The 7,280-nt window shown below is 43.4% G+C and carries 7 protein-coding genes; 4 read left to right on the forward strand and 3 right to left on the reverse strand.

Annotation, left to right across the window (positions count from 1 at the left end; genetic code table 11):
• The first annotated feature begins 159 nt into the window (after positions 1–159).
• Entirely contained in the window at positions 160–924 is a 765-nt protein-coding gene (locus VB714_RS20250; protein ID WP_323226492.1) for a helix-turn-helix domain-containing protein, read from the forward strand.
• Here VB714_RS20250 and lepB read toward each other — a convergent pair.
• Positions 869–1,423, reverse strand: coding sequence for a signal peptidase I (lepB, locus tag VB714_RS20255; protein WP_323226493.1), 555 nt, complete (start codon positions 1,421–1,423; stop codon positions 869–871). The two genes, VB714_RS20250 and lepB, sit on opposite strands and share 56 nt — an antisense overlap.
• Positions 1,424–2,189: 766 nt before the next feature.
• Between lepB and ppsA the strand changes: the two genes are divergently transcribed.
• Both ppsA and VB714_RS20265 read left to right on the forward strand, forming a co-directional pair.
• Positions 2,190–4,685: a phosphoenolpyruvate synthase gene (ppsA, locus tag VB714_RS20260; protein WP_323226494.1), complete on the forward strand. Its 2,496-nt coding sequence runs from the start codon at positions 2,190–2,192 to the stop codon at positions 4,683–4,685.
• 92 nt (positions 4,686–4,777) lie between these two features.
• Complete coding sequence (locus VB714_RS20265; protein ID WP_323226495.1) at positions 4,778–5,389, forward strand: Uma2 family endonuclease; 612 nt, start codon at positions 4,778–4,780, stop codon at positions 5,387–5,389.
• Here the strand turns inward: VB714_RS20265 and VB714_RS20270 are convergent.
• Both VB714_RS20270 and VB714_RS27550 read right to left on the reverse strand, forming a co-directional pair.
• Positions 5,381–5,842 (reverse strand): DUF86 domain-containing protein, encoded by a 462-nt coding sequence (locus VB714_RS20270; protein ID WP_323226497.1) that lies wholly within the window; start codon positions 5,840–5,842, stop codon positions 5,381–5,383. The two genes, VB714_RS20265 and VB714_RS20270, sit on opposite strands and share 9 nt — an antisense overlap.
• On the reverse strand, positions 5,832–6,104 hold the full coding sequence (locus tag VB714_RS27550; protein ID WP_416309749.1) for a nucleotidyltransferase family protein: 273 nt from the start codon (positions 6,102–6,104) through the stop codon (positions 5,832–5,834). Before VB714_RS27550 ends, VB714_RS20270 begins: the two co-directional genes overlap by 11 nt.
• A 140-nt stretch (positions 6,105–6,244) precedes the next feature.
• Between VB714_RS27550 and VB714_RS20275 the strand changes: the two genes are divergently transcribed.
• Positions 6,245–7,280, forward strand: a 1,036-nt coding sequence (locus VB714_RS20275) for a patatin-like phospholipase family protein (protein WP_323226498.1), incomplete at its 3' end; no start/stop codon positions are given.

Raw genomic sequence — 7,280 nt, forward strand, 5'->3', positions numbered from 1 at the left:
TATCTGCCTCAAATTGCGATCGCCTGAATTCTACCAGAAGCGGAGGCAATTCGAGTAAATCCGTTGACTGTTAAACAAGCAATGAACCCTAAATAATTTTCGCTGCCCCATCACCTATTTTTGATAAATTGAGATGCGAGTCTTTTCCTCCTACAACTGATGACCCAATGGCAACCCCAGCAAATTGAACGCTTGAAACTGATTGGAGTCAGGCTTCAGTTTCATCGCGATAAGCGCCCTCTCGATCGCCTTGCTGCCCGACTCCAGATCGATCCCGCCGTTTTGCTGGCATTGGAAGCAGGAAGGGCGGAACTTTTGCCTATGCCCAAACAGACGCGCCTCCTCATTCAGCATTATTCTCAAGCCCTGGGAATAGAATATCTCAACTTAGCTGATAGTTTACCTCTCATATTTTCCGAAGCCGTCCCACCGAGAAAACAAACTCAGCCTATCCCTTCCCCTGCAATGATGCCGAGAAGAGGACAGAGAAGGAAAAAAAGACCTGCAAAACGATTGGAGAAGATTCTGCACCTCAACAACATCTGGCAACGCTTTCTCTCGCCTTTATCTGCTGTCTTAGCGACTAAAAACCTCCCCAATCTTAAAAATCTGGGAGAAAAAAGCAAAACTCTGCAACTGTGGTTGGGCATTATCCTCTTTTTAGGGGGGTGTTTGGGGGTTATCGTTGCGATCGTGCAGATTATTTTTGTTTTGTTTTCCCCTACCGGTCGCATGATGTTACCTTGGGGTATTTTTTGGTTAGGAATTTTTGAATTTTTGAAAGTTTTTATCTCTTTTGTTTGTTTTTTTAGTTTACTTTTGTGGTTGGGGGCAAGGGGAAAATCTCAAGGGCGATCGCCTAATACACCTAAATTCCCCCCAAACGATTCAAGGGAAAGAAACGAAACCCCGCATGACCAATAATCTTTTCTGCTTCGACAAAGCCCCAGACATGAGAATCACAGGACTCGTTGCGATTATCTCCTAAAACGAGATAGCGATTTTTGGGGACGGTGACGGGGGGAAATCTATATTGAGGCACGTCGTTAATATAGTCTTCTTCTAAGGGATTACCGTTAACAAAAACCCGATCGTTTTTTACCTCTACTGTGTCTCCTGGTACGCCGATGACGCGCTTGATGTAGGCATCTTTAATGGGCAGGGCTTGGGGTTGAGAAGGGTTACAGCGAATGGCATTATCGGGGGGGGTGAAAACGATAACATCCCCGCGTTGGGGTTTGCGGAAAAGATAGGTGATTTTTTCGATCACCAAGCGATCGCCAACTTCTAAGGTGGGCAACATTGATTTAGAGGGGATATAGCGGGCTTCGGCAATGAAAGTGCGGATCGTTAACGCTAAACCAACGCTAACACTCACCAGCATTGCGCTTTCTATCCAAATGTTAATTTTTTTATCAGCCATGCAATTCTCGGTTGAATCCTCTTGCGCTTTTTGATTTTACCTGAATGTTGCCAGAAGGCTGCTTCTAATTCTGGCGCATTAGGTGCATTAGTTGACAATACGAGAACAGCAAACAGGTGATTAAACGAAATATCTAGAGAACTAGAATGTAAAATAAGCAGGTTTTTAGCAGAGAAAACGAGATTTTTAATATTACTTGATATATATTAACAAAACTTTCTGAAAAAAAGATTCAAAGTAAACAAATTCAAAGTATCGCCCTAAAACATCTCAGAAAGGATTAAACTAAAGGTGTTACGAAAGATACGTTTCTTGGTCATTGAAAGGAGAGACTGAGCGCACACTGTAATCCTCTCGTTCTTTTTATATCAAGCCTTTTATATCAAGCCTTTTATATCAAGATTCGGTGGATTTTCGTAGAAAACGGCAACTCTGGACATTATACAACAATAAAATTGTTTTGGTCAAGGTTTTATTAAAAATATAATGTCTGGGTTCAATTCCCAAACTAACTTTGATTTAATTTTGCACAGTAAAGAGTAACTTGAGTCTTGAAAATCTTCAAAATCGTCAAATTTGATGATTTAATCGCTAAATATTTTTCTGCGGATTTCGATCGCCTACCTTCTTAGCGAATAGAAAAAAGGTTCGGAATACGAAGGTCAATTGATAGATCGCGGGTCCACGGAAAAGAGGCATCGTCACGTCATAGTTGCGATCGCCAGGATTGTTTTTGGTATTGAGTTTAATTTTTGAGGAGAAGAATATGGTACAAGCTAACTTAGAGCGCCCAACCCAAACCACGAGAGAGAATACTTTTATTCTCTGGTTTAACGAAGTGAGGAGCGAAGATGTCAATTTGGTTGGGGGAAAAAACTCCTCTCTCGGCGAAATGATCCAACAGCTACAACCGAAAGGAATCAATGTTCCTACGGGTTTTGCAACAACATCTTACGCCTATCGTTACTACATTCGGGCAACGGGCTTAGAGCCACGTTTGCGAGATTTATTTAGCGATCTCGATGTGAATAATGTCCGGAACTTACAAGAGCGAGGACGACAAGCGCGTTCTATAGTTCTACATACGCTTTTCCCTCAAGACTTGCAAGACGCGATCGCCCTTGCTTATAAAAAAATGTGTCGGGAGAATGGCTGCAATACGGGGATATACGATCGCTTCAAACCCGAGTATCGCGACCTTTGCGAGGAACAAACCCAAGATATGGATGTGGCAGTGCGATCGAGTGCGACGGCGGAAGACTTGCCAGAAGCGAGTTTTGCGGGACAGCAGGAAACCTATCTTAATGTTCGGGGCGTAAAAGGGGTTCTCGAAGCCTGTCATAAGTGTTTTGCTTCTCTGTTTACCGATCGCGCCATTTCCTACCGCGATCGCAACGGTTTCGATCATTTCAGTGTCGCCCTTTCCGTGGGAGTCCAGAAGATGGTGCGATCGGACTTGGCTTCCTCGGGGGTAATGTTTTCCATCGACACGGAAACCGGGTTTAAAAATGCGGCTTTAATCACTGCAGCTTATGGGTTAGGGGAAACCGTGGTTCAAGGTGCCGTCAACCCCGATGAATATTTAGTGTTTAAACCCACCCTAAAAGCAGGATATCGCCCCATTTTAGAAAAGCGCTTGGGTACGAAGGCGATTAAAATGGTGTACGATGTCGGCGGCTCAAAACTGACAAAAAATATAGAAGTTCCCGAACCCGAACGAGACAAATTCTGTTTAAGTGATGAAGAAATCTTGCAGTTAGGGCGATGGGCGATCCAAATTGAGGAACATTATTCTCAAGTGCGTGGCATTAACACCCCGATGGATATTGAATGGGCTAAGGATGGTTGTACAGGGGAACTCTTCATCGTACAAGCACGCCCAGAAACCGTCCAATCTCAAAAAGTGGGTAATGTCCTCAAAACCTACGAATTGAAGGAACGTAGCAAGGTTTTAGCCGTGGGTCGCAGTGTGGGAACGGCGATCGGTCAGGGAAAAGCACATCTTATCCTCGATACTTCCCATTTGGATCTTTTTAAACCAGGGGAAGTTCTGGTGACAAACCGTACAGATCCTGACTGGGAACCAATTATGAAACAAGCCAGCGCGATCGTCACGAACCAAGGGGGACGGACTTGCCACGCGGCGATTATTGCCCGCGAAATGGGCATTCCGGCGATCGTGGGATGTGGAGATGCAACGGAGGCGATCGCCTCGGGACGAGAAGTAACGGTTTCTTGTTCGGAAGGGGAAGAGGGGCGCATTTATCAAGGTTTATTGCCTTTTGAAATTCACGAAACCCCCTTGGATAATTTGCCCACAACCCGCACTCAAATCCTGATGAATATCGGCAACCCCGAACAGGCGTTTGCTTTGGCGGGTATTCCCTCAGATGGGGTGGGTTTGGCACGTTTGGAGTTTATCATCGCTAATAATATTAAGGCGCACCCTTTGGCTTTGCTGCACTTTGATGAATTAAGCGATCGCACTGAAAAATCCGAGATCGAAAAACTAACAAAAAATTATGCCCATAAACCCGATTTCTTCGTGGACAAATTAGCGCGAGGGATCGGCACGATCGCGGCGGCATTTTATCCCAAACCTGTAATTGTGCGGATGTCGGATTTTAAAACCAACGAATACGCGAACCTGTTGGGAGGTAAGGATTTTGAACCCCATGAAGAAAACCCAATGATCGGCTGGCGAGGTGCCTCCCGCTACTACGATCCCAAATATCGCGAGGCGTTTGCGTTGGAATGCAAGGCGATGAAGCGAGTACGGGATGAAATGGGCTTAACCAATGTTATCCCGATGATTCCCTTCTGTCGCACCCCAGAAGAAGGGCAACGAGTGCTGGCAGAAATGGGCAAACAAGGGCTGAAACAAGGGGAGAATGGTTTGCAAGTCTATGTGATGTGCGAACTGCCCAGCAATGTCATTTTGGCGCACGAATTTGCGGACGTGTTCGACGGATTTTCCATTGGTTCCAACGACCTGACTCAGTTAGTCTTGGGGTTGGATCGCGACTCTGCTTTAGTGGCGCATCTTTTCGACGAACGCAATGAAGGGGTAAAACGCATGGTGAAAATGGCGATCGCGATCGCCAAAGAAAAAGGAGTCAAAATCGGTATTTGCGGTCAGGCTCCGAGCGATTATCCTGAGTTTGCCAAGTTCTTAGTAGAAGCGGGGATCGATTCTATGAGTTTAAATCCTGATTCGGTTCTGAAAACTTTGCTGATGGTTGCAGAGGTCGAAAAAGGTTAATTGAGTCTCATTAAGGGCGCAAGTCGGGGGTAATGCTTGCGCTCTTTCTGCTATGATTCAAAAGTATCACCCAATGAGGGAGACTGGCCAATATGACGAATGCAGCGATCGCACAAGAAGCAATTGCCTCTGAGATTATGTCTTTAGAGGACTTTCTCAACTACGATGATGGTACTGATGCTCGTTACGAATTAGAGGATGGGAGACTGTTATTAATGACGAGTGAAAGCGATCGCAATCAACGAATTGCTTCTTTTTTATTAATCTATTTTGCCCAATTGGGAATCTCTTTTTATTGCTTGAGAATTGGGCTAGAAATAGCAGTCAGTGGAAGTCGAACAACCGTGCGAATTCCAGATTTAGTTGTGCTGACGGAGGAATTAGCGCAAGTCATGGAGGGTGCAAGTCGTTCAATTATAATGCTAGATATGCCACCTCCTCGGTTAGTTGTAGAAGTAGTGAGTCCAGGGAGAGAAAATGAAGAACGAGATTATCGTTACAAGCGATCGCAGTACCAAGCTCGAGGAATTGCTGAATATTGGATCGTTGACCCCATACAAGAACAGATTACCGTATTAACTTTGGTGGCGGGACTTTATGAAGAAACAGTATTTTCAGGAGATACCGCGATCGCTTCTCCTCTACTGTCAGAATTGGGTCAAGCGTCACCTTTAACAGCCGCGCAATTACTACAGTTACGGTAAATCCACTGATTGTAGCGATGCTTTTAAAGTTAATAATTCTTCTTGAATAGTTTGCCAAATAATTGATAGATCGACTTGGAAGTATTCGTGAATGATCGCATTCCGCATACCGCGAATTGCTATCCAAGGAATATCGGGATAAGATTCTTCTATTTCTGGCAGAAGACTAGCAGCAACTTCTCCAATAATTGCCATATTATACCAAATCCGCTTTGCTGAGGATATATTCTCATATCTTCCTGTAGGGACGTTGCATGCAACGTCCCTACAAGGTTTCATGCGATCCGATGATGATAGTCTGCGGTAACTGGATTTGGTATTATATAGAACTGCTTTAATTGTTTTTGGATCGGCTTCAAACTCTGCAAATGTCATACCTCGAGTGAAATTTTCAATTTCATCAATTGCTTTGAGAATATCTTTGATGCGATCTTCTGTATTTCTAGATGGCACGCACGACCTCCTTAAAAACAGATTCCCTGAGATAGGGTTTTAGAGAGTTTGGCGTACCGAGATCGACGGAACATTTTAAAATTTCTTCTAAATAGTATTTGAGTTGAATAAAGGCTAATAATCCAATCGGGCGATCGAATTCTACCAGAAGATCGACATCACTATCTTCTCTAGCTGTATCTCGTGCAACTGAACCAAACAGAGAAAGGGATTTTACACCAAATTCTTTGAGTCGATCTTTGTGGGTTTTTAATATATAGATACTATATCACGTTGATCTCATCTAATCAAAAAAGTAATTTGTTTTAGCCTGCATTTTGCCCGATCGCATACTGTTCTTAAACAATCTTGATGAGTTAAAGTAGAACAAAAATAAATAACAAGTAATCGAGAGCAAATATTATGGCCTTCAAAATTCTCAGTTTAGACGGCGGCGGAATGCGCGGCGCACTTTCTGCAAAGATTTTACAAGCGGTAGAAAGAGAACTCTGGGAGAAGAAAAAACTAAAACTGCACGAGTATTTCGATGCGATCGCCGGAGTTTCTACTGGGTCGATTTTAGCGGCGGGTTTAGCGAAGGGAAAAACTTGTCAAGAACTATTAGAACTCTATCAACAAAATGGCGATCGCATTTTCCCTAAGTCATGGAAAGAGCGTCTTCCTGAGCCTTTAAAACTCATCGCTGGATTGGTTTTGTCTCCCAAATACAGTCATCAGGGCTTAGAAGAAGTCTTACAGGAGCAATTAGAGAATACACCCATAAAAGCGATTAACAAGCCAATTCTGCATATTCTTGCCTACGATACATTATATCGCAATACGACCCGATTTACTAACTTTCATCCTCATCTTGGCGATCGCTGGTATGACGATACACCACTTTGGAAAATTTGCGTTGCTTCCTCTTCTGCACCGACTTTTTTTCCTCCTTACGAATTAACACCCGAAAATCAAGAAAAGTTTGGCGATTGGAAATTCCCTCATATTGATGGAGGGGTTGCTGCGAATAATCCAACTTTATCAATAATCAGTGAAGCACTATTATTGAGCCAACAGCAGATGATTTCCGATGAAATTAAAGAAGAACGCAATTTAAAGGATTTAACTTTAGATAATATTGCAGTTCTTTCCATCGGGACAGGAAATTCAGCGAAACCCTTTACTTATCAAGATGTTAAAAGTTGGAAAACAATGAAATGGGCAAGTCATATTAGTGATATTTTTATGGCAGCACCCCAAGAAATTGATAGTACGGTTTGTCAGCAATTAATGGGTGGATATCAATCAAAACGCTATCTGCGCTTACAATTCGATTTGAATGATTGGTACATTGCTAAACCGGGAGAAACTTTCCGCGATCCGCGCAGTTTAATCCCCGTCAGTGAAACCAAAAATCGCTTTACCGGACAGCACGTTAGCGAAATAATAGATGATGGAA

The organism is Spirulina sp. 06S082, assembly GCF_034932145.1.
GTDB lineage: Bacteria > Cyanobacteriota > Cyanobacteriia > Cyanobacteriales > Spirulinaceae > CCY15215.